At 69.3% G+C, this 25,412-nt stretch carries 14 protein-coding genes; 5 read left to right on the top strand and 9 right to left on the bottom strand.

Annotated features, from left to right (window positions below):
• The first annotated feature begins 52 nt into the window (after positions 1 to 52).
• On the top strand, positions 53 to 1,861 hold the full coding sequence (locus tag AC3QL3_RS02145; RefSeq protein ID WP_492896612.1) for a choice-of-anchor Q domain-containing protein: 1,809 nt from the start codon (positions 53 to 55) through the stop codon (positions 1,859 to 1,861).
• Between the two features lie 69 nt (positions 1,862 to 1,930).
• On the opposite strand, the gene AC3QL3_RS02140 is transcribed toward AC3QL3_RS02145, so the two are convergent.
• Genes AC3QL3_RS02140 through AC3QL3_RS02130 form a run of 3 tightly spaced genes read right to left on the bottom strand, consistent with a single transcriptional unit; the run spans position 1,931 to position 5,575 of the window.
• Positions 1,931 to 3,112: an acyltransferase family protein gene (locus AC3QL3_RS02140; protein ID WP_492896611.1), complete on the bottom strand. Its 1,182-nt coding sequence runs from the start codon at positions 3,110 to 3,112 to the stop codon at positions 1,931 to 1,933.
• 4 nt (positions 3,113 to 3,116) lie between these two features.
• The gene (locus tag AC3QL3_RS02135) at positions 3,117 to 4,688 is read right to left on the bottom strand and encodes a right-handed parallel beta-helix repeat-containing protein (RefSeq protein WP_492896610.1); all 1,572 of its coding nucleotides are present in this window, start codon (positions 4,686 to 4,688) and stop codon (positions 3,117 to 3,119) included.
• The gene (locus AC3QL3_RS02130) at positions 4,685 to 5,575 is read right to left on the bottom strand and encodes a glycosyltransferase family 2 protein (RefSeq protein ID WP_492896609.1); all 891 of its coding nucleotides are present in this window, start codon (positions 5,573 to 5,575) and stop codon (positions 4,685 to 4,687) included. The genes AC3QL3_RS02135 and AC3QL3_RS02130 overlap by 4 nt, the downstream gene beginning before the upstream one ends.
• Positions 5,576 to 5,752: 177 nt before the next feature.
• Here AC3QL3_RS02130 and AC3QL3_RS02125 point away from each other — a divergent pair, with 177 nt between their 5' ends.
• From AC3QL3_RS02125 to AC3QL3_RS02115, 3 genes are read left to right on the top strand one after another with little or no spacing between them, the layout of a single operon-like run.
• Positions 5,753 to 7,237: a lipopolysaccharide biosynthesis protein gene (locus AC3QL3_RS02125; RefSeq protein WP_492896608.1), complete on the top strand. Its 1,485-nt coding sequence runs from the start codon at positions 5,753 to 5,755 to the stop codon at positions 7,235 to 7,237.
• A gap of 1 nt (position 7,238) precedes the next feature.
• Entirely contained in the window at positions 7,239 to 7,970 is a 732-nt protein-coding gene (locus tag AC3QL3_RS02120; RefSeq protein ID WP_492896607.1) for a YdcF family protein, read from the top strand.
• Positions 7,971 to 8,003: 33 nt separating this feature from the next.
• Positions 8,004 to 8,861, top strand: coding sequence for a 2OG-Fe(II) oxygenase (locus tag AC3QL3_RS02115; RefSeq protein ID WP_492896606.1), 858 nt, complete (start codon positions 8,004 to 8,006; stop codon positions 8,859 to 8,861).
• A 302-nt stretch (positions 8,862 to 9,163) separates the two neighbouring features.
• Here the strand turns inward: AC3QL3_RS02115 and galE are convergent, their stop codons facing one another.
• Positions 9,164 to 10,150 carry a UDP-glucose 4-epimerase GalE gene (gene galE, locus AC3QL3_RS02110; protein ID WP_492896605.1) on the bottom strand — a complete coding sequence of 329 codons (987 nt, stop codon included), beginning with the start codon at positions 10,148 to 10,150 and terminating at the stop codon, positions 9,164 to 9,166.
• Between the two features lie 189 nt (positions 10,151 to 10,339).
• On the opposite strand from galE, the gene AC3QL3_RS02105 reads away from it, so the two are divergent.
• Entirely contained in the window at positions 10,340 to 11,527 is a 1,188-nt protein-coding gene (locus tag AC3QL3_RS02105; protein WP_492896604.1) for a glycosyltransferase family 4 protein, read from the top strand.
• On the opposite strand, the gene AC3QL3_RS02100 is transcribed toward AC3QL3_RS02105, so the two are convergent.
• The 5 genes from AC3QL3_RS02100 to AC3QL3_RS02080 are packed head-to-tail and all read right to left on the bottom strand — an operon-like array spanning position 11,511 to position 25,356.
• Positions 11,511 to 14,180 carry a glycosyltransferase family 2 protein gene (locus tag AC3QL3_RS02100; protein WP_492896603.1) on the bottom strand — a complete coding sequence of 890 codons (2,670 nt, stop codon included), beginning with the start codon at positions 14,178 to 14,180 and terminating at the stop codon, positions 11,511 to 11,513. The two genes, AC3QL3_RS02105 and AC3QL3_RS02100, sit on opposite strands and share 17 nt — an antisense overlap.
• A 25-nt stretch (positions 14,181 to 14,205) precedes the next feature.
• A complete protein-coding gene (locus tag AC3QL3_RS02095) occupies positions 14,206 to 15,000 on the bottom strand; it encodes an alpha/beta hydrolase (protein ID WP_492896602.1) in 795 nt (264 codons plus the stop codon).
• The gene (locus AC3QL3_RS02090; protein ID WP_492896601.1) at positions 15,000 to 15,791 is read right to left on the bottom strand and encodes an alpha/beta hydrolase family protein; all 792 of its coding nucleotides are present in this window, start codon (positions 15,789 to 15,791) and stop codon (positions 15,000 to 15,002) included. The genes AC3QL3_RS02095 and AC3QL3_RS02090 overlap by 1 nt, the downstream gene beginning before the upstream one ends.
• Entirely contained in the window at positions 15,788 to 23,506 is a 7,719-nt protein-coding gene (locus AC3QL3_RS02085) for a hybrid non-ribosomal peptide synthetase/type I polyketide synthase (RefSeq protein ID WP_492896600.1), read from the bottom strand. Before AC3QL3_RS02085 ends, AC3QL3_RS02090 begins: the two co-directional genes overlap by 4 nt.
• Positions 23,503 to 25,356 (bottom strand): non-ribosomal peptide synthetase, encoded by a 1,854-nt coding sequence (locus AC3QL3_RS02080; protein WP_492896599.1) that lies wholly within the window; start codon positions 25,354 to 25,356, stop codon positions 23,503 to 23,505. The genes AC3QL3_RS02085 and AC3QL3_RS02080 overlap by 4 nt, the downstream gene beginning before the upstream one ends.
• Between the last annotated feature and the right edge of the window lie 56 nt (positions 25,357 to 25,412).

The following is a 25,412-nucleotide window of genomic DNA, read 5'->3' as shown; positions in this document are numbered from 1 at the left end:
GCGATTGCGGCGGTGCCATTAAGCAGTATTCGATAGGAAAGGCCATAACTATATGTTGTACGAATTTCGTTCGGATCGGATTCGCTCCGATCGCCGCCGCCGCGCGGCTCTCCCGCTCGCCTGCACGCTGCTCATGCTCGGCGCCGGACTCTGTCACGCCGACACCTACTACGTGCGCATCGACGGCGGCAACGCCGAGCAATGCAGCGGCCGCGCCGATGCGCCTTATCCGGGCAGCGGCAGCGCGCAAGCCTGCGCCTGGTCGCATCCGTTCGTCGCGCTGCCGCCGACCAATTACGGCCAGTCCGATCCGCCCAATCCGCCGCCACGCATACGCGGCGGCGACACCCTGATCGTCGACGCCGGCAGCTACAAGATCGGCTACGACCCGGCCACGCCGGACATGCGTTACTGCTCGGCCGCATTCCAATCCGACTGCGCGATGCAGGCGCTGCCGGCCGGCCCCGACGCTCAGCATCCGACGCGCATGCTCGCGCGCGGCGCGGTCAAGCTGTGGGGTTCGGGCGGCGCCTACCGCATGATCAACCTGACCAAGAGCTCGAACGCCGAAATCGCCGGCTTCGAGCTGACCGACCATTCCGGCTGCATCGTCAACCACTGCCAGAGCGGCCTCAACTGCCAGCCGCAGCAGATCGACAAGTGCGTGGCGAACACGCCGAACTGGGGCAACAACGGCATCTGGATCACCGACGCCAGCAACGTCGTTCTGCGCGACATCAATATCCACGGCCTCGCCGGCGAAGGCATCCACGGCGGCCGCATCACCGACTGGACCGTGCAGAACGTGCGTGTGTGGGCGAACGGCTTCGCCGGCGTCGACCTCGACGCACGCAACGGCAACTCCGGCGCGGACACCTCGATGCACGGCACGCTCTATTTCAGCAACGTCGAGATCGCCTGGAACGGCTGCGGCGAACGCTACCCGGGCGGCGAGATCTTCGGTTGCTGGGACCAGAACGAGGGCGGCTACGGCGACGGCTTCGGCACCGGCCCGACCGGCGGCGACTGGATCTTCGAAGACAGCTACATCCACCACAACGTCTCCGACGGCCTCGACTTGCTCTACGCCAACGGCAGCGGCTCGGTCACGATGCGACGCGTGCGCGCCGAGGGCAACGCCGGCAACCAGCTCAAGCTGGCCGGCGGCGGCCTGATCGAAGATTCGGTGGTGATCGGTTCCTGCGCGCTGCCGTGGTCGACCTTTCCGCCCAACAACTACGCCGACGAGCACAACTACCACCCCTCGCAGTTCGCCGGCCGCTACAACATGGAGCTGAGCGGCACCTGCCGCGCCAGCGGCGACGCGATCGCGGTCAGCCTGGCCGCCGGCAAGACCACCACGCTGCGGCAGAACACGATCACCGGCCAAGGCAACTGCCTGGTCACCGGTTTTCGCGGCGACGGCGCCAGCCGCATGGTGCTGTCCAACAACATCCTTTATGGCGGGAGCAACGACTGGCTGACCTTCGCCACCGGCGGCGGCGTGCGCCGCACCTGCGGATTCGGTTATTGGCAGGAAAACGGTGCGCCGAACGCGCAGGTCGTGTTCGACAACAACTTGTTCTGGGACGTGCGCAACGGTCAGTGCCCGCCCGGCAGCCTGTGTTTCGATCCGAAATTGAACAACCAGGTGCTCGAAGGCTTCAGCCCGCTGCCCAAGCCGGACAGCCCGATCATCAACGCCTCCAATTCACTCGAAGCCAGCGATCTCGACAGCCGCGGCGTGGAGCGGCCGCAACTCGGCGGCACCGATCTCGGCGCGGTGGAGTATCGCGGCCTCAACTCGCCCGACAACATCACGTTCGGAGACGGGTTCGAGGGCACCGGCACCGCCAACTAGTTCGACCGGGCGCTCGCTTTCTCTCGTTGCCTGCACGACTGCCGTCTTGGCCGGCCGCCGTGCAAGGCCTCAATGAGCCGCGTCCGGCAACGGCGTCTGCGGCGTCGCCGAGCGATGCTGTACGCGCAGCGAGTACGGCCGTTCGATCGCCAGAAAGAGCACGGACGAAACCAGTAAGGTCGCCGCGAACGCCGGCAGCAGCAGCCACCAGAACAGCGCATCCTGACCGCCGTGTCCGGGCAAAAACCGAGACAGCGCGAGAAACAGCGCCTTCAGCGTAAGCCCGTGTATCAGGTAGTAGGAGTAGCTCATGTTGCCGAGCCAACGCAGCGGCGTCCGTGAAAAGGTGCGTGCGAGCGCGCCGTGCGGGGCCGTGAAGCAGGCCAGGCACAGCGCGTAGAACGCGACGAACAACACGCCGATGCGCGCCGCCAAATCCAGGTACCCATCCAGCGCCGGCGCCATCGCAACGAGAGACAGCGCGAATGCGAACGCGCCGACCGCCACCGGATAGCGCAAACGCACGCCGCGATCGACCGCCTCGAACAAGAGCACGCCGCTCAAGAACAGCGCCAGCCGCGCGCGGCCCCCGATCAGCGGAATCGCAGCGACCAGCGCAATCGCGAGCAGCACGAACAGCACGGCGCGCGCGCGCGGCGACCACGCGCGCAGGCGCAGCGCGGCGAGCAGGAGCGGCACGGCGAGGTAGTAGAAGATCTCGTAGCTGAGCGACCACGCCACCGTGATGATCGGCTCGATCGGCAACATGCCCGGCAACAGCAGCAGGTTCGCGCCGATGTAGCTCAGCGCCGCGCCGAGGCCGGACGGAATCTTGCTCTCTTGCGGGAACAGCCACGACAGCATCAGGTACAGGGCGAATACGCAGAGGAAGGCCGGATACAAGCGACGCACGCGACGACGCATGAATTTGAAGAACGGCGTCGGCCGATGCAGCAAGGTGCCGTAGATCAGATAGCCGCTCAGCACGAAGAAGAGATCGACGCCGATCGAGCCGGCCTGATGCAGGAACGCCGCCACCGCAGCGGTGGCGGTGTCGGCACCGACCCACGGTGCGCTGAGGGCGGCGTAATGGACCAGGAACACCAGCAGCACCGCGTAGCCGCGCAGCCCTTCCATCGACGGCAGATTGTCGGCGCGGCCGCGTTCGAGCTCGAAACTTCGGTCCAAGAACGCGCGCAGGCGCACGAGCGCGCCGCCATCGAGATCGGATCGGGTGGGAGGCGTCGTCATCGACTCAGCCGCGCGCGATCGCGTCGCTCGCCGCGCTGCCGCGCAACGAGCGGTACCAGTCGCGCAGCTTACGGCAAGCGCCGCCGAGTATCGAATCGGCGGCGTGATTGGCGCAACGTTCCTGCAGCAGCGAGGACGTCTTCACGTTGCTGATGCGATTGCCGTCGGCCTCGACGCGGCCGCCGCTTTCGTAGAGGTAGTAGCCGCAAGCGAGCGTGTTCTTGTCGTCCCAGCGCGGACGTCCGTTCAGCGTGTTGTCGCGCAGCACCAGCAGCGCGTCCTTGCCGCCGCCGCTGCCGACGATCAAGCAACCGCCTTCGCCGCTGACCTGCGTCTTTTCGACCGAGCTGCGCTTACCGTCCATCAACGCGATTGCGATCGCGCCGCCGTCGGCGCGGCAGTGATCGCCTTCCTGCATGTTGCCGACGCCGCGGAACGCGGCGCAATCGCCGTCGACGATCGAGTCGACGATGGTCGCCTCGCCGCTGGCCTTGAGCTGGTTGCCGGCGTTCGCCTCGGCGCGCACGCGACGCATCGTGACCGAGCCGCTGGCGTCGAGATAGAGCAGGTCCAAGCCGTCCTGCGTGTTGTGGTGGATGTGGCTGTCTTCGAAGATCCAGTGCCCGCCGCTGCGTCCGGTGCTGAAGCCGTCGCCGTAGCCGCCTTCCTGCTGGCCCCAGCAGCCGAAGATCTCGCCGCCCGGATAGCGCTCGCCGCAACCGCTCCAGCCGATTTCGAGCCGGCTGAAGCGCAAGGTGCCGGAACTCGAGGTCGGCGCGGTGCCGTCGTTGCTGACATCGGCGTTCCAGCCGGCGAAGCTGTTCGCCCACAGGCGCACGCGCTCGACGTTCCAATCCTTGATGCGGCCCGCGTGCACGCCTTGGCTAAGGCCGTGGATGTTGAGATCGAACAGCTCGACGTTGGCTGCGTCGGTCGCCATCAAGCCGGTGCGCGCCCAGGTGCCCTCGTTGTCCGGGCAGCGGTCGATCTCTTTGGCGCCGCCGGTGCAATTGTCGAGCCGGCAGTGGTTCTGGATGCAGGAGGAACGATCGGTCAGTTCCAGGCATGCGACGACGCTGTTGGAACTGCGCGCGAGATCGACGATGACGTACTCGCCGCGCGTGCCCCACAAGGTCGGCGGCTTGCTGCAGCCGCTGTCCCAACCGGCACCGAGCAGGCGCGTCTTGTGCTGCGCGTCCGGCCCCGGCGGCAACGGCTGCATGCGGCAGTCGGTGGCGTAGCCTTTCCAGCACGCGCTCATCTCGGGCGAGCCTTCCGGCGTCGCGCCGAGGCCCATCATGTAGCTGCCGGGACCGACGATCAACGTATCGCCGCCGGCAATGCGCGCGGCCTGCGGATGTTCAGGACTCGTCGGCGGCAACGCGATGAACGGATGCACCCAAGCGCAAGCGCGGCCGCTGCCGTTGCCCGGATAGGGCGCATCGGCCTTGCCGCTGCATTGCGCGGCGGTGCCACCGTCGCTGCGCACGTAGTAGGTCGTCGCGGCGAGGGCCGGGCGCGCGCACGCGAGCGCACACACGAGCAGACCCAGCGCGAGCGCAAGCACCGCTTTCACGGCAGCACCGCGCGCACCAGCGTCTTCAGCGCCGGCAGATTCGGCGTCTCGCGCAGCGAACGCAGCGCCTCGCCGGCGGCGGCGCGCCGCTGCCCGCGCGCCAGGAGTTCGTAGGCGAACCCGGCGCGGTACTCGGCCAGGCGCCGGCCGATCGCCGCCGCGTTCGCCGACGCGAAAGCTGGGTTGTCGGCCGCGAAGCGCTGCAAGGTCGCCAGATCGATCTCGGCATCCAGGCGCCAGTCCTGCCGGCTCAGGCTGTCGGGCCGCACCGTGCGCAACAAGAGCTTGTCGGCGACCACGCCGGCGTCAGCATGGCGAAGCACGCGCAAGAAGAAATCGTAGTCCTCGCCGACCGGCAGGTCCGCACGAAAGCCGCCCTCGCGCTCGGCCAGCTCGCGGCGCATGACCACGGCCGAGGTGAGGAGGAAGAACTCGCGATAGAGCTCGAGCAGGATGTCGCCTTCGAGCAGCGGAATCTTGCGCGGATAGTCGCTCAGCGCGGCGCCGGCGGCGTCGACGAAGGCGACGTCGCAATAGACCAGGCCGACTTCCGTGCGATCGAACTTGGCCGCTTGACGTTCGAGCTTGTCGACGGTCCAGACGTCGTCGGCGTCGAGGAAGGCGATCAGCTCGCCGCGCGCCATGCCGAGCGCGCGATTGCGTGCGGCGGCTGGCCCGGCGTTTTCCTGGCGCTGGTAGACGATCGCGATCGGCAAGCTCTGCTGCAGCAGGCGCACGCGCTCGGCGGTGTCGTCGCTGGAACCGTCATCGACCACCACCGCTTCGATGCGCTCGGCCGCGAACGTCTGCGCGGCGACCGAGCGCAGTGCGCGTTCGAGCAAAGGGGCGCAGTTGTAGGTCGGAATCACCACACTGATGCGATTCACGGGGGCTGCAACCTCGTTCCGACCTGGTTCGTTTTACGTCATCCGGCGCGCGCCGCTGACACGCATCGCGACGGGCGCCCATGATGCCCGATCGGACGCCGCGGCGCGCGGCCCGCCGCAGCGGACGCAGCTACAATGCGCGGCCGATTCCGCGGCCAGCCGACTCTCCCAGCCTGCATGTCCGCCCCCGCGAAACCGAGCCTGGTCACGCACTACTCGCGCTATCTCACCGGCAACGTGCTGGTGCTGATCGCAAGCTTCATTTCGTTTCCGGTGCTGACGCGCCTGCTCGACAACCGCGAGTACGGCATCTTCGGCTACTTCGACACCTGGCTCTTGGTGCTGCTCGCCGTGGTCAAGCTCGGCGGCCAGCATTCCATCATCCGCTTCTACCCGCACGGCCGGCCCGAAGAAGAGGTGCGCCGCTTCGTCGCCAGCTTCCTGCTCGCACCGATCCGCTACGGCGCGGCGTTGTGGCTGCTGCTGCTGGGCGGTTACTACCTGATCAGCCGCGACCTCGAACCGGAAGTGCGCACGGTCGGCTGGTGCATGATGGCACTGCTGCTGCCGCAGGTCTGGGCCAGCTACGTCAATGCGCTGATCGGCATCGAAGAACGCTCCTCGCTGTACATGCGCATCGCGGTGGCGCAGCGCTGGCTGGAGATGATCGCGATCGTCGGCACGGTGTACTTCCTGCAGCGCAGCGCGGTCGGCGCCTACGCCGCGCGCGTCGTCGTTGGCGTCGCGCTCGCCTTGTGGCTGTTGCGCTGGCTGTACCGCCATCACGCACCGCGGCTCGGCGACGCTCAGCCGAGCGAGTGGATGGCGACCCTGCCCTACAGCGTGCCGCTGATCGCCAACGAGATTTCCGGCTCCCTGCTCGGTCTGCTCGACCGCGTGATGCTCAAGCACGTGCTCGACGATTTCGTGCCGGTCGGCATCTTCGCCATCGGCGCCGGCCTCGCCGGTACCCTGAACATGGTCATCAACCAGGCGATGTCGGTCGCGTTCACCCAAGTCAGCATGCGCCAATTCGCACTCGAAGGCGCCGCCGTCGTGGTCAAGACCAAGCGCGACACCTTGCGCGTGATGGTCTACGCGGTGGTGCTGCTCGGCACCGGCCTGATCTGTGTCGGCGGCGATTTTCTCCTGATGCTGTCGGGTGCGGACAAGGCCGCCTCGGCACCGGTATTCGTCGCGCTCGGCTGCTGCTACCTCCTCTACGGCCTGGTCGACCTCGCCGGCTCCGGCCTCCTGCTGCTGAAGCGCTCGAAGACTGTGCTCGCCTTGAACGTGGTCGCGACCGTGGTCACCACGCTAGTCAACCTCGCGCTGATTCCGCGCTACGGCGTCACCGGCGCGATCTACGCGACCTTCGCCGGCTTCGCCGTGCTCGGCCTCGGCCAATTCCTGTTCTGCCCGCGCGAACTGCGTGCGCTGCCGGCACCGCGCGCCGCGGCGACCGCGGTCGCGCTCGGCGTGCTGCTGTACGCCGTCGCCATCGGCACGAACCTGTTCGGCCTCGAACGTCCGGTGTTCCGCTTCTTCGCGATGGGACCGCTGGCCGTGTTCCTGTTCGTAGTGCCCGCAATCCTGCTCGACCCGGTACTGCGCGGTTACGTGCAAGGCTGGCTGCGGCGCCGCGCCGCGAAAGGCGAATGAGATGATCGACTTCGCGCTGTCGCCGCTGACCTGGCTGTTCGCCGGCCTGCTCGGACTGCTCGTGCTGCGTCGAGGCCGCTGGCTGCGTCGCGCCGCCTTCGCGCTGGTCGTGGTGGCGACGGTGCTCATGACGCCGCTCGGCGCAAACGCGCTGGTGCGCCTGATTGAAGCGCGCGCACCGCAGGCTGCGGCCGAATGCAATGCCAATCCGCCGGAAGCGATCGTTGTACTCGGCGCCGGACTCGAACGCGAGCCGCGCGACGACAGCGACGTCGCCGCCTTGTCCGCCAACGGCCTGCGCCGCCTGCACGCAGGTCTCGCGCAACTGCGCGCACAACCCGGCGCGCATCTCTATCTGCTCGGTGCGAGTTCGTGGACGATCGCGGAAAGCACGCTGTCGGCGCGACTGGCCGAACGCCTCGGCGTCGCGGCGGAAACGATTAGCACCGAAACAGACTCGACCACGACTTGGGAGAACGCGCAGCATCTGAAGGCGCTAACACCACCGCCGCCTTCACGCATCTGGCTCACGACCTCGCGCCTGCATCTCGCGCGCGCCGCGCTCGCGTTCCACGCGGCCGGGTTCGAGGTTTGTCCGCTCGATGCGGGTTCGGACCATTTGCCGCCAGGGGATATCGGGTATTTCTTGCCGCATACCTCGGCGTTGCGCAAAGCGGATGCGGCGGTGCATGAGTTGGTCGGGGATGCGATGTATCGCTGGCGTGCGGATTGAACGCAGCCATCCACGTCCCGTACCCTGACCCTCATGGCCAAGATCACCCCCGAAGCGCGCCAGTGGATCCTCAATCGCCTGCTCGCCGGCGCGACGGTCGACGTCGTCGTCGCTGAGCTCGTCGCCGGCGGCTGGCATCGGCAGGCGGCGGTGGATGCGCTGCGTACCGTAGTCGGCGACAACACGCGCGCGCGCGTCGCGCTGTCGGTGAACGAGTCGGCGTCGTCGCTGCCGGCTCCCAGCTTGGATCGATCGCCGCTCGCCGTCGACGGCGGCGATCGGCGCGTGCGCGTGCTGTCGTCGGTGCGCACGCCGCAAGTGGTCGTGTTCGGCGATCTGCTCGATGCGGACGAATGCGCCGGTCTGATCGCCGCGGCCGAGCCGCGCTTGAAGCGCTCGGAAACCGCCAATCGGCGCACCGGCCGCGCCGAGGTCGACAGCGCGCGCACCAGCCGCGGCATGTTCTTCCGGCGCGGCGAGAGCGAGTTGATCGAGCGCGTCGAGCAGCGCATCGCGCGCTTGTTGAATTGGCCGATCGAACGCGGCGAAGGCTTGCAGATCCTGCACTACCAAGCGGGCGACGAATACGAACCGCACTACGACTACTTCGATCTGGCCGATCCCGGCACGCCGGCGCTGCTGAAGAACGGCGGCCAGCGCTTGGCCAGCCTGATCATGTACCTCAACACGCCCGAACACGGTGGCGCGACGACGTTTCCCGCGATCGGCCTCGACGTGATGCCGCAGCGAGGCAATGCGGTGTTCTTCAACTACGCGCGGCCCGATCCGTCCACGCAGACTCTGCACGGCGGTGCGCCGGTACTCGCCGGCGAGAAGTGGATCGCGACGAAGTGGTTGCGCGAGCGGGTGTTCGACGAACCGAAATCTTAGGCCTCACTTCGTTACGACAATGACAGCTCTGGTCGCCGACTTCGTTGGACGTGCCAGCCAAACACTGAGCTGCATCTTCCACACCAATGGTTCGCGCATGACTAGCCGTTCAAAGCCCTCTCCCAGATGAGATAGAGCAAAACAACTACGCCGCAAATTGCCACGCAAACCCGCAAACTCTTCCGAATATACGGATACCTATTCGGATCACTGGGATCATCAAATATTGGAGGTGCTTGGAACTTGTAGTCAGGCAGTATCTTCTTCATTTCTAGCGCGTCCCATACGGCATACACCGAAGCTCAATATCCCGGACGCTGCTCCCACGCCAGCGACGTACGCGCAATCGCATCGAGATCGTCGTGCCGCGGCCTCCACCCCAACGTCGTTTGAATACGTTGCGCCTCCGCCACCAGCACCGGCGGATCGCCGGCGCGGCGCGGCTGCTCGACGAACGGCACCGGCGCGCCGTGCGCGCGCGAGACCGCGGCCAGTACTTCGCGCACCGAATAGCCGTGGCCGTAGCCGACGTTGAATACGGAACTGGCGCCGCCGTCGGCGAGATAGGCGAGCGCGTCCAAGTGCGCCTGCGCGAGATCGTCGACGTGGATGTAGTCGCGCACGCCGGTGCCGTCTGGAGTCGCATAGTCGGTGCCGAACACCGCCACGTGCGGGCGCTTGCCGAGCGCGGCTTCGCAGGCGACCTTGACCAGCAAGGTCGCGTTCTTGGTCGACTGCCCGATGCGGCCTTGCGGATCGCAGCCGGCGACGTTGAAGTAACGCAGCGCGACGTAGCGCGGACCGCCGGCGGCGGCGAGGTCGCGCAGCATCCATTCGCTCATCAGCTTGGAGCTGCCGTAGGGATTGATCGGCGCGGTCGGCGTGTCCTCGCGCGCGCTGCCTTCGGGCGGAATGCCGTACACCGCGGCGGTGGAGGAGAACACGATGCGTTCGACCCCGGCCGCGGCACAGCAGGCGAGCAGGCTGCGCGTGGCGCAGGTGTTGTTGCCGTAGTAGCGCAGCGGATCGGCGACCGATTCGGGCACGATCGTGCGCGCGGCGAAGTGCAGCAGGGTGCGTATGCCGTGCTCGCGCAGCAGGCGCTCGACCAGGGCGCGGTCGCCGCAATCGCCGACCACCAGCTCGGCGCCGTGCACCGCCTCGCGGAAGCCGGTGCTGAGATCGTCGAGCACGACCACGCGGCGGCCGGCCTCGACCAGTTTCAACACCACGTGGCTGCCGATGTAGCCGGCACCGCCGGTGACCAGGATCGTATCCGCGTTCGCCATTGCCCTCGCTCCCAAGCCTTCGTTTCGATGCGCGAGCATACCGAGTCCGCCGCTGCGCGATAATCGCCCGGTTGCTACAAAATGATTGCGGCAAGCCGGCTGCAACGGGGGCCGGCCGCACTCGTTCTCTCCTCCATCGCAACGGTACGCCCGGGCGCACCGTGCACCTCATCGCGGAAACGTCGAACCATGGCCGAACCTGTCAGCGTCGTTTCGATTCTTTACCTCAATCCGCGCAAGTTCGGCTCGATGGAGGAATACACGGTCGCGCTGTCGCGCGTCTTGCACGAGCGCGGTGCGCGCAGCGTGCTGGCGTTCTCGGCGCCGCTGGCCGAGGCGATCGCGCCGCGCTTCGCCGACTGCGGCGCCGAGTTCGACGTGCTGCCGCATCCCGGCGCGCCGGCGAATTCGCTCGCCTTGTGGCGCCTGTTGCGGCGGCAGCGCGCCGATCTGGTGCACTTCCATTTCGTCTCGCCGTTCTCGCTGCTGCCCTTGGTGGCGAAGGCGGCCGGCGTGCGCGCGGTGCTGTTCACCGAGCACACGCGCGTGCCGAAGACGCTGAAACCGGCATTCCAATTCGCGCTGCGGCTATGGGACCGGCTCGTGCTGGCACCGCTCGGCGTGCGCCTGTACGGCGTTTCCGATCACGTCACGCGCATCCTCTCCAGTTGCTACGAGGTCGCGCCGCAGCGCATCCGCACCCTGCACAACGGCGTCAACCTCGAACGCTTCACGCGGCTGGAGGAAGACGAGCGCCGCCGCTTGCGCAGCGAACTCGAGCTGCCGCCGACGGCACGAGTCGCGCTGTGCGCGGCCTATCTGATCGCGGAGAAAGGCGTCGACGATCTGCTGCGCGCGGCGCAACAAGTCGTCGCGACGACGCCGGACGCCTACCTCGTGATCGTCGGCGACGGCCCGATGGCCGAGGCGCTGAAAGCACTCGCGGCCGAACTCGGCATCGCCGAACGCGTGCGCTTCACCGGTCTGCGTTCGGACGTGCAGCGCCTGATGGGCATGGCCGACGTGGTGGTGGTGCCGTCGGTGTGGCAGGAGCCAGCCGGACTGGTCGCGGTCGAAGCGATGGCGACCGAACGGCCGGTGGTCGCCTGCCGCGTCGGCGGCTTGCCCGAACTGGTCGCCGACGGCGAAACCGGGCGCATCGTCGAACCGCACTCGCCCGACCAGCTCGCCGCCGCGTTGAACGCGCTGCTCGGCGATGCGGCCGAACGCGAACGGCTCGGCCGCGCCGGCCGCGCGCGGGTCGAGCGCCTGTTCTCGATGCAACGCTGGGTCGGCGACACCGTCGCCGCCTACGCGGAAGCACTCGGCCGGCGCGGCCGGATGCTCGACGGCAAATCGCTCAACGCGGAACGATGACGCCGGGCCGGCGTCCGATCAGCAGGCGCCGGATCAGCCCTTTCCAAGCATCGACGCGGGTCGGATCACGCAGCAGCGCGCGCGCGAACGCGGCCAATGCCGGCCGCGCCGGTGCGGCCAGCGCGAGTTCGTGACCGAGATCGGCGTCGATCGCGGCGAGCGCGCGCCGGCGCAGGCGACGACCGCGCGGACGCCGCGCGTACTTGTCGACCAGAAGCCGCCGCGCGCGCCACATGCGGTCGCTGTTGGCGCTCATGTTGGAACCGTGGATGCGGTACTGCGCGTGCAGCTGGTCGAGATAGACCACCTCGGCCACTTCGGCGATACGCAACCACAAATCGCGATCCTCGCAGCCGAGCCGGTTGAACGCGGCGTCGAACGCGCCGACGTTCTCGACCACGCTGCGCCGGAACACCGCGGTCGGGCAGACGATGTGCTGGCGCCGCAGCAGCACCGCCTCGTAAGGATCGCGTTCGCGCGGGCCCCAGCGCGGATGGTCGGCGCCGTAGTCGATGCGGCGGCCGTCGGCGTCGATGTCTTCGGCATTCGCGTGCACGAGGCCGATGCGCGCGTCGCGTTCGAGCACCTCGACGCATTCGGCCAAGTGCTGCGGCAACCACACGTCGTCGGCGTCGAGCAAGGCGAGGTAGCGGCCGCGCGCGATCGCGATCGCCGCATTGCGCGCCAGCGGCAAACCCTGATTGACCTGGTGGATCACGCGCACGCGATCGGGATGCGCGGCGGCGTAGCGATCGGCGATCGCGCCGCTTTGGTCCTTGGAGCCGTCGTCGACGACCAGGATCTCGATCTCGGCCAGACTCTGCGCGAGCGCGCTGTCGAGCGCCTGCGCCAGGAAGCGTTCGCCGTTGTAGACCGGCACCAGCACGCTGACCACCGGTGCGCTGCCGCCGTCCTCGCGTGTGCGGATCGCCGCGGCCGCATCGACCACCTGCATGCGCGGTGTGCCCGGCGCGGGATGGCCGCGCGCATCGAGCACTTCGCCGCCGCCGGCGATCGAATAGGTGTGGCAGCCCCACAGTCCCGGCATCCAGGACGGCCCCAAGTGCGACAAGCTGCGCTCGCGATAGCGGGTCGGACTCAATTCCAGCACCTCGTTGAACACGATCGCAGCGCCGTAGTCCGGCGTGCAGTCCTGCGCCGGACGGATCAGGCGGCCGCCGTGGGAGAACAGGCGTCCGGCCGGGCGTGCGTTGCGGACGTCGCGCACGATCGGGTTGGCCGGGTGCGGAAGGTAGGGCCCGCTCAATGAATCGGCGACGAACAGGAACAACTCGTCGCAGGTATTGCCCGAACCGCTTTCCGACACGTTGGCGAACAAATACCAGCGGCCTTCGTGCCGATGCAGGGTCGGATCGACGCAAAGGCAGCCGCCGAGCAGCTCGGCCACCGGCTCCCAGAACAACGGAAAGCCGGCCGCGCGATACAGCCAGACGTGGCGCGCGGCGCCGGACTCGGCCGTCATGTACCAGACGCCTTCGTGGCGGAACACCTGCGGATAGGACAGGTGATGCGGCTCCTCCAACGCGATGCCGATGCGCTCGGCGCGGCCGTCTTTGCGCAGGTCGAGGCAGGCGATCGCGGCCTTGCTGTCGCGATAACCGTATTCCTCCACGAACAGCAGCCGACGATCACCGTCCTCGACCAGGCACGGGTCGGCCCAGTAGCGCCCGGCCGGCGCCACCAGCGCGGTGGTCGCGCCTACGTTCGGTGCCGCCGGATCGAGCGCATCGGGCGCTTCGCGCAAGGCGAGGAACCACGGGTCCTCGCCGTGCCAGATGCGCCGCCACCAGCGCACGGTGTTGCGTGCGGAGACCGCGAACGCGCGCAAGCCGCTGCCGAATGCGAACGGCGCCGGCGCGGCTTGCAAGCCGAGGTCGGCGGCGCGCCGCGGCGGCAACGGCAGGCGGCCTTCGTGCAGATCGCGCAGGCCGCGCAACAGCAGCACCGGCAGCTTGCGCAGCGCCTGCTCGCGCTGCAGCCCGAACGAACCGGTCCGCGTCGCGCTGTTGCCGGCCGACAACAACACCGGCTCCGCGCCGTCGAAGCCGAGGCGCAGCTCGACCGCGGTGGCCAAATCTTCCTGCAACAGCGGCGGCAACAAGCCGAGCGCGGCGCCGAGCGGATCGGCCAACTCCGCGCCGATGCGCCAACAGCCCTGCGGCGCGCAACCGGCCAGCGCGACGGCGGTCGCGGCGTCGCCGAACAACAACAAGAGATCGGGCGCGAGCGCGTCGATCTCGCCGCGCAAGCCGGCCAGATCGTCGGCGCCGGCGGCCAGCGGCGAGCGCGTCGAGCGCGCGCGTTCGGCGATGTCCACGCGCGCGAGCATGCCGTCGTCGCCGCGCCGGCGCAGACGTTCGAGCGCGAGATAGAGCCACAGATCCGGCGGCAGACGCGGCCGCTCCTGCGGCGGCGGCGCCAGCGGCGCCAGCAGCACGGACACCTCGATCCAATCGTTCTCGGCGGCGAAACGCAGGAACGCGGCCAGCCACGCCGGCACTTCCAGCGGCGCGAGCACGACCACGCGCAGCGGCGCGCGCCCGCGTGCACTCGGCGGATACAACGGCGTGCGCACGGGCAGCGGACGCGCGGGCGGCAACGGCGGCGAGGCGGAGCTGTCTGGCGTCGTCATCGAATCTCCCCGGCGCGATACGTTCTCATCCGAACGCATCGACGTACCACCGTTCCAGCGTGAGCAGCAGACGTTCGCGCGCGAAGCGCGCATAGAAGGTGTGGTCGCAGTCGCGCCAGAACTCGAAGTGCACGCGCGGATCGGCCGCCGCCTTGGCGCCGAAGCTCCAGGCGAACTGGCGCGGATCGCGGAAATAGTCGGCCACCCCGCGCGTGTACAGGCACAGCAGGCGCACGTCGCGCGCGAGCAGCGCGTCGATCTGCGCACGCGCCTGCGCGCGTGTCGGCCAATCGCGGAAATCCGCCGAGATCGGCTCGCCGTCGTCGCCGCCGAGCACGTTGGCGCGACGCCGCAACACGCCGAGCCATTCGCGCGCCGGGCGCGCCAGCACGCCGGCGATGCGCGCGCGCTGGAACCAGGGGCCGCCGTAGGCGACGCCGTCGAGCATCAGCACGCCGACCACGCGCGCGTCGTCGACCGCCGCGGCCCAGCCGCGATCGGCCGCGCTGCAGATGCCGCCGACGACGAAGCGCTGCGCCAGGCCACGCGCGGCGAGATGATCGATCGCCGCGCGCGTCGCCGCATGCGCATCCAGATCCGAGCGCACGGCCGCTTCGCCGACGCCGGGCAAATCGAAACGAAAAGTGCGCACGCCGCGCGCGGCCAGCCGCTGCGCGATCTCGACGTGCAAGCGGAACGGCCCGGCGCGCGGCACCAGGCCGGCATTGGGCAACAGCAGCAGCGGCCGCGCCGGATCGGCGGCGCCGCTGAGCACGCCGAGCAGACTCGCCTCCGGGCCGAAATGCTCGAAGCTCTGCATCAAGGCGCGTCTCCCTGCAGCAGCGCGCGGCCGAACTCGTCGACCACGCTCTGCAGCTTGCGCGACAGGAAGGCGACCGACTCGACGCCGACGCCGCCATCGAAGCGCGGCGCGTCCGGCGGCAGCTCGAAGCGGTGCTGCAAGGCCGGCGGCAGGGTCGCCTCGTCGTCGCCGCGATGCAGCCACCACACCGGCGCCGCCGGTGCCGCGCCGTCGAGGCGCGCGGCGGCGATGCCGTTGCGCCACAACGGCGCGACCGGAAAACCCATCAGATGGGTGTCGCCGATCTCGTCGTGCAATTGTCCGTAGCGGCTCATGCGCTCGGCGCGGTCGGCCGCCTCCAGCGCGGCCAGCCACGCCGCACCATCGACCACCGGTTCCCACAGCGCCAGTGCCAGCAGATCCTCGCGCGTCGCCGCCCAGCTCCACGCCGCCAGCGCGCTCGCGCGCCAGGCCAGCACCGCGATCGAGCTCACGCGCGCCTGCGTGCGCAACGCGGCGGCGGCCGTATCCAGATCGCGCCGCATGCCGGCCAGATCGTGCTGCTCGCCGCTGCCGGCGGAGTCGCCGGTACCGAAATAGTCGAAGCGCAGGCAATCGATGCCCAGCGCGGCGAGCCGATTGGCGACCTCGACCAAGACGCGCCGGTTACGCGGCTGTTCGTGCAGCAGCGGCGGTGCCAGCACCAGGCCGATGCGCGCCTGCGGCGCGGCCGCCGGATGCAGCGCGGCATACAGTTGCCGTTGCGGTGCCCCGATCCATAGCGGCCTCCAAGCCGCCGCCTTGCTCATGACGCGCGGGCGCCGGTCAGACTGCCGCGCAGGCGCGACCACCAGCCGCCGCTGCCCGCGTCGGCTTTCGCTTCGAGCTGAGCGGCGAGGCTGTCGAGCGTGCCGGTCGCGATCGCCAACACGCCGAAGCGCACGCCGGTGTCGCGCTCGACTCTCGCCATCATGTCGACCGCGAGCAGCGAATCGCCGCCGAGCTCGAAGAAGTTGTCTTCGCCGCCGATCTCGGCGACGCCGATCAGCTCGCGCCAGATCGCGGCGAGGTAGTCGCGCTGCGAGGTGCCGGCTGGCGCCGCCGCGACGGTCGCGGTGGCGCTCGGTGCGGGCAGCGCCTTGCGATCGATCTTGCCGTTCGGTGTCTTCGGCAAAGCCGTGAGCACTTCGATCTGCTGCGGCCGCATGTACGGCGGCAGCGCCTCGCGCAGGCGCTCGCGCAGGCGTTGCGCGAGGTCGTCGGCCGCCGTCGGCGCGCCGACGTAGAGCAGCAAGCGCGCATCCTGCTCGCCGAACTGATGCACCGTCGCCGCCGCTTCGCGCACCTCGGGTTCGACGCGCGCGGCGGCTTCGATGTCGCCGAGCTCGATGCGATGGCCGCGCAGCTTGACCTGGTCGTCGCTGCGGCCGTGGAAATACAGCACCCCGTCCTGCAAACGCCCCAGATCACCGGTGCGATACATGCGGCTGCCGTCGGCGGCGAACGGATCGGGGCGGAAACGCTCGGCGCTCAGATCGGCGCGGCCGAGATAGCCGTCGGCGACACCGGCACCACCGATCCAGAGTTCGCCTTCCGCGCCGTGGCTGACTCGCTTGGAGTCGGCGTCGAGCACGTGCACCGTCGTATTCGCGATCGGCTGGCCGAGCGGCACCGCGCCGCTGCCCGATTCCACGCGCGCCAGGGTCGACCAGATAGTGGTCTCGGTCGGTCCGTACAGATTCCACACCTCGCGCGCTTGCGCCAGCGCACGCTCGGCCAGATCGCGCGGCAGCGCTTCGCCGCCGACCAGGAGCTTGAGTCCGCGCACGGCCGCATCGCCGGCGCCGTCGAGCAAGAGGCGCAGCAAGGTCGGCGTGGTCTGCAGCACGCTGGCGCTGGCGGCGCGCAATGCGCGGGCAAGTTCGAGCGGATCGCGCGTCTCCAGCTCGTCGAGCAAGCGGATGCGCGCACCCACGATCAGAGGCAGATACAGCTCGAGCCCGGCGATGTCGAACGACAGCGTGGTCACGGCGGCGAGCACGTCGTCGGCGTCGAGGCCGGGCTGCTCGCGCATCGAAACGAGGAAGTTGGCCAAGTTCCGCTGCAACACGCGCACGCCCTTGGGCACGCCGGTGGAGCCGGAGGTGAACAGCACGTAGGCGAGATCGTCGCCGTCGATGTGCGGCAGCTCGTCGGCGGACGAAGCAGGCGCGAGCGCGGAATAGATCACGCGCGCGAAACCGCCTTCGCGCACCGCTGGTGGCAGTTCTATGCCCTCTTGCACGACCACGTGACGCAAGGCCGCTTGCTCGATCATCGTGCGCAGACGCGCATCGGGGAAGCTCGGATCGAGCGGCACGTAGGCGGCACCCGCGCGCAGCACGCCGAGCAAAGCCGGTAACAGCTCGATCCTACGCGGCAGACAAACGCCGACCAAATCGCCGCGCATGACACCGGCGCGGCGCAGGTTCGACGCGAACGCGGCGCTGTCGCGCCAGAGCTGCGCGTAGCCGAGCGCACCGCCCTCCCCTTCGATCGCGATGCGTTCGGGCGAGCGCTGCACCTGCGCCTCGATCAGCGACAGCAAGGTCGCACCAGACGCCGCGGGCGCGGCGGCTGGCAGCGCCGGCGCGACCACTTCGCGCAGCAGCGGCGCCAGCGGCGCGTCTTGTACGAACACCGACAGCATCTGCTCGAACGCGCCGATCCAGCGACGGATCGTCGCCGCGTCGTAGTACGCGGTGCGGTAGTGCACATCGAGACTGAGGCGATCGCCGTCGTCGTTGAGGTTGAAAAACAGATCCCACAGCAGCGCGGCGTGACGGCAGTCCTGCCAACTGACCTCGAGCCCGTCGTAAGCCGGCGCGCGCACGCGCGGATTGAGATTGAACACGACCTCGGCCAGCGCGCCCTGCGCATCGCGGCGGCGCGCCTTCAACGCGCGCACGATGTCGAGCAGGGTCAGGTCCTGGTGTTCGGCGGCGTCGATCAAGGCGCGCTGCGCGGCTGCGATCAACACGTCGGTGCTCGCGCTCTCCTCGATCGTCAGACGCAGCGGCAAGGTGTTGACGCCATCGCCGATCAGCGCGCCGCTGCCGGCGAGAGCTTGCCCTGCGAACGGAATCGCAATCGCCAGATCGCGCTGACCGGAGGCGCGCGCGAGCCAGGCCGCGAACGCAGCCAACAGCAGTCCGTACAAGGTCGCGCCGCGGCGGCGCGCAGCGCGGCGCAGCGCGTCGGTGAGTTCGGGCGCGAAGGCGTGGCGTTCGCTGTCGGCGCCGAAGTCGGCCGCATCGGCCTGCGCGTGATCGCGGCGCAACGACAGCGGCGGCGGCGGTTCGAGATAGCGCGTCTGCCAGTAGTGAATCGGCGCGCTGTCGGCTTGCCGCCGTTCGCGTTCGGCCAAGACGTAGGCGCGCCAACTCTGCGCCGGCGGCAGCTGCGGCTCGTGTCCGCTCGCGAACGCGTTGTAGGCGCTTTCGAGTTCACTGCAGAACACCGCCAGCGACCAGCCGTCCATGACCAGGTGATGCATGATCAGATGCAGCGCATGCCGCCGTGCGCCGAGGCGGATCAAGTGCAGGCGCAGCAGAGGCGGCGTGGCGAGATCGAACGGCTGGCGCATCTGCTCGCTGCAGAAATCTTGCAGACGCGCTTCAGGGTCCGTCTCCAGAGAGAGATCGAATTCGCGCAAGGGCAGCGGCGGCAGCGGGCGCAGACTTTGCGTGCGCCCATCCGCGGCAATCACCAGACCAAACGCTTCGTGACGCGACCACACGTGCTGCAACGCGCGCTTCAACGCAGCGACGTCGAGCACACCGTCGTAACGCAGCACCACCGCTTCGTTGTAGGCCAAGGCGGCGATGCCGCCGTACTGGCCGCCGAGCCATTTCTCGAGCTGGCCTTGGGTCAACGGGAACGTGTCGGTCGCCGCAGCAGCGTTGTTGATGAGCGGTACCGCCGCATCGGTGCGCGACGTCAACAGACCCTCGCGCATCATCTGCGCGGTGGCGGCCTCGACGCCGGCGACGATGCGCTCGACGTCGTCGTCTGCGTGCGCCTCGGTCAGGAAGCAGTTGAACTGTTCGTACAGGTGCAAGCCCTGCGCGCGCAGCGCGTACCAGAACAGACTCGCGAACGGCTGGCCGTCGTCGGCGACGATGCGCCAGAGCGAACTGAAGCCGACCGCACGCAGCGGCGCCGCGTGCGCATTGAAGATCGCGTTCAAGCGTTCGATCAGCGCCGCGGTGCGCTCGTTCAAACGCCGCTGCAACGCAGGCCCGCTTTGCTTCAAGTGCAAGAGCGCGGCTTTGGCGGCGGCAAGCGCTAGCGGGTGGCGCACGAAGGTGCCGGCGAAATAGGTCACGCCGGCTTCCGGATAGGAGTCGTCGCCGTAGCGCCAGTCGCCGCCGTCGAGCGCGTCCATCCAGTGCGCGCTGCCGGCGATCGCGGCGAACGGCAGGCCGCCGCCGATGATCTTGCCGTAAGTGGCGAGGTCGGCACGCACGCCGTAGAACTCCTGCGCGCCGCCCGGCGCGACGCGGAAGCCGGTGATCACCTCGTCGAAGATCAGCGCGCAACCACCCTCGTCGCAGATCGGCCGCAGCGCGCGCACGAACTCGCGCGGCTGCAGCGAAGGATTCTTTCCCTGCACCGGCTCGATCAGGATCGCGGCCAGCTCGTGCGCGCGTTCGCGCAAGACACGCAGCGATTCCTCGCTGCCGTAGTCGAGCACCAAGACGTTTTCGACGGCATTGGCGAGGATGCCCGGCGCCGCGGCGATCGAACGCAGGCTGCGCGTGCCGCGCACGATCACCTCGTCGAAGATGCCGTGGTAGGAGTTGCTGAAGATCGCGATCGTCTTGCGCCCGGTCGCGGTGCGCGCGATACGCATCGCGCCCATCACCGCTTCCGAGCCGGTGTTGCAGAACGCGACGCGCGCCATGCCGGTCATCTCGGCGATCAGCCCGGCCACTTCGGCGCTGAGCGGATGCTGCGGACCGACCTCGAAACCGGCATCGATCTGCTGTTTCAGTGCGGCGGAAACGTAGTCGGGCTGATAGCCGAGGAAGTTTGCGCCGAACGCGTTGAGGCAATCGACGTATTCGTTGCCGTCGATGTCCCACAATCGCGCGCCCTTCGAGCGCTCGACCACGATCGGATACACCAGCGCCTTCCACAGCGGATTGAAGCCGGTGACCACGCGCGGGTCGGCCATCAACGCGCGATGCTCTTGGCTGAACGCCTTCGACTTCGCGGTGCGCGCGTTGTAGTCGCGCGTGAAGTCGTCGACGAAGGCGCGCTGTTCGGCGCTCAGCGTGAGTTCGCGCTTGAGCGTGATGCGCGCCGAGGCGCCGAACGGGCGCTCGATCAGATTCGCCTTTTCTTCCGCCACAACCGGTGCGGCGACTGTTGCGGACGGCGTCGTTGTCGCTACCGCCGTAGCGCCGGCCAGCGTCGCCAGCAGTTGCGCCTGCTGCTGCAGCATCGCCATCTGGTTCTGGATCAGCGCCAACAGCGAGGAATCGGTGCTCGCCGGCAGCGGCGCCGCGACGATCGGCGCGGCAGCGGCGACGGCATCGGGCGGCAGAGTCGCGTCGAGCAGGCCGGCCAGCTTGTCGATGCTGTCGAGATCTTCCATCAGACGGCGGAATTTCAGCTTCAGCCCGTAGCGCCGTTCGAGTTCGAGCGCGGCTTGGGTCAGCGCGAGCGAATCGAGGCCGAGTTCGAGCAGACTGGCGCCGTCTTGCGCCGCGCCGACCGCTTCGCCGCTGAGGCTCTCGACCAGTTCGCGCAATTCCGCGCGCAGCCGCGCCCCGCGCTGTACGGCGGGCGGCGGAACGGGTGCGGCAGCTGGACTCATCTCGACGGCTCCGGGGGCGCCACTCGCAACCGGCGCCGATGCATCGATCCAGTATCGCTCACCGCGGAACGGATAGCCCGGCAGTGCGACACGCTGGCGCTTCTCGCCGGCGTAATAGGCCTGCCAATCCGGCTCGCGGCCGTGGCGCCAGCACTCGCCGACCGCCGCGGCGAGGTGCTCGGCATCGCTGCCGGCACGCGCGGCAGCGCCGAGCGAGGCGATCGCGGCATCGCCCTCGCGCAACTGCGCGCGCGCAAATCCGGTCAGCGCCTGCGACGGGCCGACTTCGAGACACAGACTGGGACCGCCGGCGAGCACGTCGGCGAGCGCGTCGGCGAAGCGCACCGGCTCGCGCAACTGACGCAGCCAATACTGCGGATCGGTCGCTTGCTCGGGCGTGATCGGGCGGCCGCTGACGCAGGAATGGAACGGCCGCGTCGGCGATGCCAGGCGCACGCGCGCGAAGGCACGCTCGAACGCCGGCAGCGCGCCGTCCATCGCGGCGGAATGAAAGGCGTGGCTGACTTTGAGGCGAGTGCCGGCGATGCGCTCGGCTTCGAGCGACTGCTCGAACGCGTCCAGCGCCGCTTCGCTGCCGGCCACCACGACCTGTTCGGGCGCATTCACCGCGGCCAAGCTGACGTCCGCCGGCAAGCGCGCCGATACCTCACGCTCGGCCGCGCGCACCGCCAGCATCGCGCCGGGCGGCTGCGCCTGCATCGCGCTGCCGCGCGCGCACACCAGGGTGATCGCGTCTTCCAAGGTGAACACACCGGCCAGGGTCGCGGCCACGTATTCGCCGATGCTGTGGCCGATCATCGCGTCGGCGACCAGGCCGATCGATTCCCACCAGCGCGCCAGCGCGTATTCGATCGCGAACAAGGCCGGCTGCGCGCAGCGCGTCTGCGCCAGCTGCGCATTCGCGCGCTTCTCTTCGCCCGCCGGCGGCAGGATCAGCGCGAGCAGGTCCAGCTGCAGATGCTCGGAGGCGAGCGCGCAGCACTGCTCGAACGGCTCGCGGAACTTCGCCTCGGTGGCGACCAGCTCGCGCGCCATGCCGGCGTGTTGCGAGCCTTGGCCCGGAAACAGGAATACCAGCGCCGGCTTGCCGGCGCGACCGCTGGCCAGACGCGTCAGACGCGCACGCGCTTCGGCCACGGTGCGCGCAACTACTGCGCCGCGCAGCGCCATCGCTTTGCGCCCGAATGCGAGCGTCGCGCCGATGTCGGCGAGGTCGGCGTCGGAATGTGCGGCGAGCGCATCGGCCAGTTCGCTCGCGCGCCGGCGCAAGGCTTCGGCGTCGCGCGCCGACAGCGGCAGCAGGGTGACGGCGCGACCGGCGGCGGACGGCGCGCGCTGCGGCGCTTCTTCCAGCACGACGTGCGCATTGGTGCCGCCGACGCCGAACGAACTGACGCCGGCGCGACGCGGCGCCAGCTTGCGCGTCCACGCCTTCGCGCGCTGCACCACCTTGAACGGCGTGCGCGCGAAATCGATCTCCGGATTGGGCGCGCGATAGTGCAGCGTGGCCGGAATGCGGCCGTGATGCAGGGCCAAGGTCGCCTTGATCAAGCCGGCCACGCCGGAGGCGGCGACCAGATGGCCGAGATTGCCCTTGAGCGAACCGATCCAGCAGGTCGGCGCGGCGCCGCTGCGTTCGGCGGCGAACGCGCGCGCGAGCGCTTCGATCTCGATCGGATCGCCGAGCGGCGTGCCGGTGCCGTGCGCTTCGACGTAGCCGATCGAGTCGGCCTCCACGCCGGCGCTGGCCAGCGCGAGGCGGATCGCGGCGGCTTGGCCGCGCACGCTGGGTGCGCTGAAGCTGGCCTTGTCGGCGCCGTCGTTGTTGACGCCGACGCCGCGAATCACCGCCCAGATGGTGTCGCCGTGCTCGATCGCGTCGGCCAGCCGCTTGAGCACCACCACGCCCGCGCCGGAGGAGAACACGGTGCCGCTGGCGTCGGCGTCGAACGGACGGCAATGGCCGTCGGCCGATTCGATCGCGCCTTCGGCCGGCAGATAGCCCGCTTCCTGCGGCACCGCGATGTTGATGCCGCCGGCCAGTGCGACGTCGCATTGCCAGCTCATCAACGAATACCAGGCCTGCGCGATCGCCACCAGCGAAGTCGAACAGGCGGTGTACAAGCTGATCGCGGGCCCGGTCAGACCGAGCTTGTGCGCGACGCGCGTGGCGAGATAGTCCTTCTCGTTCGCCAGCATCGCGGCGAACTCGCCGGCGGCGGCGATCAGATCGGGACGCGCTTCGACCAGCTTGCGATAGCTGTTGTTGGAAGTGCCCGCGTAGACGCCGATGCTGCCCGGCGCGCGGCCCGGATCGATGCCGGCGTGTTCGAGCGCGTTCCAGCACAGTTCCAGGAACAGACGCTGCTGTGGATCGATCAGCTGTGCTTCGCGCGCGGAGATGCCGAAGAAGGCCGCGTCGAAACGATCGGCATCGGCGACCACGCCGCGCGCCGGCACGTAACGCGGATGCTCGCGCAACTCGCGCGGCACCGACGGCGACAACTGCTCGGCGCCGAAACGCGTGATGCTCTCGCGGCCGGCGAGCAGGTTCGCCCACAGTTCTTCGATCGACGCGGCGCCGGGAAAACGCCCGGCCATGCCGACGATCGCGACGCCATCGGTCGCGGCTTCACTCATCGCACCCCTCCGTCGCGCGGACCGAAGCGCGCGAACGCGGCGCGCTGACGCTCACCGCGTTGTTGTACGTCTTCCGCTGCGACCGCCGTCGGCGATACCGCGGCGCCGAGCAGGACGGCTTGCGCCGCTGCGCTCGGATGCTCGTACATCTGCGCCGCGCTCAGCGTATGGCCGTGGCGGCGCAGCTCGGTCAGCGCGCGCACCACCAGCAGCGAACGCGCGCCGCGGTCGAACAGGTTCTCGTGCGGATCGAGCGCGGCGAGACCGAGCAGTTGCTGCCAGAGTTCGACCAGTTGCTGTTGCAACGGCGCGCCGGCACGCCATTGCAAGGCGGCTGCGCCGGCTTGGCGCGCGAGTTCGCGCCGATCGATCTTGCCGCTCGCGGTCAGCGGCAAGGCCGCGTGCAGCGCGAATTCCTGCGGCACCAGATAGCTCGCTAGAGTCTGCGTGCAATGCGCGCGCAACGCGGCGGCGAGCGCGCTCGCGTCGGCACGTGCGTCGCGCGGCACCACGTGCGCGACGAGCCGGCGCGCGCCGTCCTCGCCGGCGGCGACGACGGCGGCTTCGGCGACGGCAGCGTGGCGGCACAGCACCGCTTCGATTTCGGCCGGTTCGATGCGGAAACCGTCGAGCTTGAGCTGCTCGTCGAGGCGGCCGCGATAGTCGAGTACGCCATCAGCTGCGATGCGCACGCGGTCGCCGCTGCGATACCAACGCGCGCCGTCCTGCTCGACGAAACGCTCGGCGGTCAGTTCCGGCCGATGGATGTAGCCGGCCGCGAGGCAGCAGCCGCCGAGCAGGAGTTCGCCTTCATCGCCCGCGGAAACCGCGCGGCCGTCAGCATCGACGATGCGTGTCGCCACCCACGGCAGTGGCGCGCCGATCGGCGGCAGTTCCGGCCACGTGCGCGGATCGCCGGACAGCTCATACGCCGTGACCACGTGCGTTTCGGTCGGACCGTAGTGGTTGTGCAGCACCGCGCCCGGCAGCGCCGCGAACAGCGCGCGGATCGCCGGCGTCACGCGCAGCGCTTCGCCCGCCGTGATCACGTCGCGCAGCGTGGCCGGCGCCGGTGCGCCGGTCGCGACCGCCTCGGCCAGCGCCTGCAAGCCGACGTAGGGCAGGAACAGACGCTCGACCTTTTCGCGTGCGAGCAGGTCGAGCAAGGCGTACGGATCGCGCCGTTCCGCTTCGCTCGGCAGCACCAGACTGCCGCCGCCGGCGAAGGTGGAGAAGATTTCCTGGAACGAAACGTCGAAGCCGAGCGGCGCGAACTGCAGCGTGCGTGCGGCCTGGCCGAGGCGCGCGTGCTCGCGATGCCAGCCGATCAGCTGCGCGACCGCGGCGCGGCGCATCGCAACACCCTTGGGGCGGCCGGTCGAGCCGGAGGTGAACAGCACGTAGGCGAGTTCGCCCTCGGCCAGCGCGAGCGCATCGGCCTTGGCGGCGAGCGCGGCGCTGCGCTCGATCCAGAGCAAATCCTGCGGCAGACGCGCGCGCAGCGCGGCGTCGCCGAGCACGCAACGCGGGCGTGCGTCTTCGAGCATCGCGGCGAGACGCGGCGCGGGAAAATCCAGATCGAGCGGCAGATAGGCCGCGCCGCAGGCCAGCGTCGCCAGCATCGCCGCCACCGTTTCCGGCCGGCGCTCGGCGGCGAGCGCGACGATTTCGCCCGAGCCGACGCCGGCGCGACGCAGCGCCGCCGCCAGCGTGCGCGTCTGGGCCAGCAGGCCGGCGTAGTCGAGCGTGCGTGCACCGGCGCGAATCGCCACCGCTTGCGGTGTCGCGGCCGCTTGCGCCAGCAGCGGCGACAGCAGCACATCGGCGGCGCTCGGCGCGATCTCGTTCATGCCGCGCTCCGCTCACACGCGACCGTGTGGAGAAATCCGGCGCACGCCCTCGCGCC

The sequence above is a fragment of the Dokdonella sp. GW821-FHT11D02 genome, assembly GCF_058808595.1.
Note: the sequence above shows the minus strand (reverse complement) of the source record. Positions and strands in the feature narration are given on the sequence as shown.